Source organism: Nocardia neocaledoniensis (assembly GCF_029868625.1).
In the GTDB taxonomy this organism is placed as follows: Bacteria; Actinomycetota; Actinomycetes; order Mycobacteriales; family Mycobacteriaceae; genus Nocardia; species Nocardia neocaledoniensis_A.
Map to the genome: position 1 here is coordinate 1 of NZ_JARWOJ010000108.1, position 2,425 is coordinate 2,425.

1 protein-coding gene and 1 pseudogene are annotated in these 2,425 nt (G+C 74.0%); both read left to right on the forward strand.

The window, feature by feature from the left end:
- The coding region (locus QH270_RS07565) for an SDR family NAD(P)-dependent oxidoreductase (protein ID WP_280339777.1) at positions 1 to 1,503 on the forward strand (1,503 nt) is incomplete at its 5' end.
- Positions 1,500 to 2,425, forward strand: a pseudogene (locus QH270_RS07570) (hypothetical protein); the annotation flags it as partial. The gene QH270_RS07565 and the pseudogene QH270_RS07570, both read left to right, overlap by 4 nt.

Below are 2,425 nucleotides of genomic sequence, written 5' to 3' on the forward strand. Positions count from 1 at the left end.
GACGCGACCCGCATCACCGACGCTACCGGTCGACCCCCGGTGTGCGCTGCCGGACAGCCGGACGTGTCCGTGAATTTGTCGTTAACCGGCGCCGTCCGCGAGATCCCCGCGACCCTGGCCGTACTCGGCGACCGCGCCGAGTACCTGAGCGTCGACGCCACCGACGCGACGGCGCTCGCCGAGGCCGTCGCGCCGTGGCGCGACCGGATCACCGGAGTCGTGCACGGCGCCGGGGTCCTGGCCGACTCGATGATCCCGGACAAGACCGCCGACTCCATCGCTCGCGTGCTGCGCCCGAAGCTCGGTGGCCTGGCCGCCGTCCTCGCCGCGGTGGGGGAGCCGACGGACCTGGTCCTGTTCACCTCGGTGGCCGGCCTGTTCGGCAACACCGGGCAGGCCGATTACGCCGCCGCCAACGAGGCGCTGTGCCGGTTCGCGGTGAGCTGGCGGCGCAGGCATCCCGGAACCCGCGTCACCGCGATCGACTGGGGCGCCTGGGACGGCGGCATGGTGACCGCTGACCTGCGCGAACACTTCCGGGCTCGCGGCATCCCGCTGCTGGCCCCCGCCGCGGGCGCCGCCGCCTTCACCACCCAGTTCACCGCGGACCGTCGGCCCGAGCCGGTGCTGCTGGTCGGCGCCGCCACCGCGCTGTCCACCGGCGAACAGCCCGCGCGCACGGTGCGGGCCCGCCGCGACATCGCCGGCTTGATCGACGAACCCGTGATCGAGGCACACCGGATCGGCGAGCACATCGTGCTGCCCGCCACCTTCGGCCTCGGCGCGATGATCCATCTCGCCGAACGAACCAGCCCCGGCCGCACCGTGGTCGGCGTCCGCGACTACCAGGTTCTCAAGGGGCTCGTCTTCGATCACCCCGTCACCGCACTCGAGATCGAGCTCACCCCCGTCGCCGCTATCGACGGCCGTACCGCGGTGCGCGCCACCGTCTTCGACGGCAAGGTGGCGCACTTCCGGGCGACCCTGCTGCTCGCGGCCGACCCGGATCACGCTGCCCGGCAGCCGATTCCGGCCGGTCCGGGCATCTCCGCCGAGCGGATCTACCGGGACGCCATCCAGTTCCACGCCCCCGCGCTCCAGGGGCTGCGTGCCATCCGGGCCGAGAGCGACGCCGCGATCGTCCTGGACTGCCACCTGCCCACCGGCCCGGTCGCCGCCGGCGCCTACGCGGGCCACCTGCACGACCCGGTCGCCGCCGACCTGATCCTGCAGGGTCCGCCCGTCCTCGGCCACCGCCTGCTCGGCACGGCCTGCCTGCCCCTCGGGGTCGGCCGCATCGACTACCACCATCCGCTCCCGGCCACCGAACCGTTCGTCCTGGTGGTCGACAACCCGCGCGCGAGCAGGCTGGAGGCCCGCATCGACGCCACCGCGCTGTCCACCGATGGCACAGTGCTGCAACGTTTCTCGGACGTCACCGTCCTCACGACGCCCGACCTGACGGACAAGTTCCAGACCTCGGTGAGGAAGTGGACCCGATGACAATCCTCGACTTCGACGGCATCGCCTTCGACCCGACCGGCGTGCGGCCCGGCCAGCACGCGACGCCGCCGGTCCCGCACCCGGGCCACGGGCAGGAGTCCGCGCGGCAGACCAGCGGTCCCACTCGTGCGGCGGAACTCGCCGGCCGCGCCGTGGAACCTGCCGCACACGCGGTGGAGCCCACACAGCAGCGCCAGGATGCCGCTCCATCGATCGGAGGCCCCGCCCTGGCGGCCCCCGCGCTCGCTCGGACGAGCGAGGGGAGTGGCGGCGCACCACGCGGCGCGATCGCCGAGCTCCGCACCGGCGTCGTCACCGCGCACCGCGCCGCTCTCACCGCGCAGGTCGCCCTGCAGCGTGCGCTGTGGGCCCGCGCGGTCGGAACACCCCTGTCCGACATGGGTATTCCGACCGGTAGGGCGGAGTCCACCGCGCATCCCGGCGAACAGCACGTGACCCGGCCGGGTCGCGGTGCGGACATGGGAACCGCGACCATCGCCGGTGGACAGGACGCGGCGGCCCCGGCCGCGCCGCTCGCGAACCGTCCGGGATCGGCCGACGACGTGCGCGCCGCGCGACCCGGCACCGGATTCGCACGGGAAGGCGCGTTCAAGCCGCTGGCGCGGACCACACGCACCTCCCTGGACCGTGCGGCGCTCGCCTCGCTGACCACCGGCGCGATCGCGGAGGTGTTCGGGCCGGGGTACCGGCGCGACGGCGTCGAGGTCGCGGCGCGTCTGGCGGTCGGAGAGCCGTTGGCGCTCACCGGGATCGAGTCGATCGAGCTCTACGGCGGCACCGGCGACGGGCGCGTCGTCGCCCACTACGACGGCGCGCCCCGCGCTGCCGCCCCCCAGGTCGCCCAGGTATTAGCGCTGTTGACCGGCATGCACCAGTGCCTGTCCCGCAGCACGCTGACCGA